Below are 342 nucleotides of genomic sequence, written 5' to 3'. Positions count from 1 at the left end.
CTTGCCTGCCGCGATGCGGACGCACTTACCGAAGCGCTCGATGCGGGCGCGGGCACCGCACTGATCGCCGAAGAAGCGCTTGCCGATCAACGCGCGACGCGTCTATTCGAATGGCTCGAACACCAGCCCGCATGGTCGGATTTTCCGTTCATTCTGCTCGCTGCGACCGGCACTGGCCGCCGTTCGCCGCGCGGACTGGAGGCGCTCGAGCGGCTCGGCAACGTGGTCGTACTGGAACGTCCACTGAACTCGGAGACTCTGCGGCGAGCGGTGGCGTCGGGGTTGCGGGCGCGCGCCCGGCAATATGAATCGCGTCGCCATCTGGCCGAGCGCATAGAAGCG

Annotated in this window: 1 pseudogene; it reads left to right on the top strand. The window is 67.0% G+C overall.

What is annotated here, in order from left to right:
- Positions 1-342: pseudogene (locus tag EN859_RS36220) on the top strand (PAS domain-containing sensor histidine kinase); the annotation flags it as partial.

Origin of the sequence: Mesorhizobium sp. M00.F.Ca.ET.216.01.1.1, assembly GCF_004010325.2 — a bacterium.
Classification (GTDB): Bacteria; Pseudomonadota; Alphaproteobacteria; order Rhizobiales; family Rhizobiaceae; genus Mesorhizobium.
Note: the sequence above shows the minus strand (reverse complement) of the source record. Positions and strands in the feature narration are given on the sequence as shown.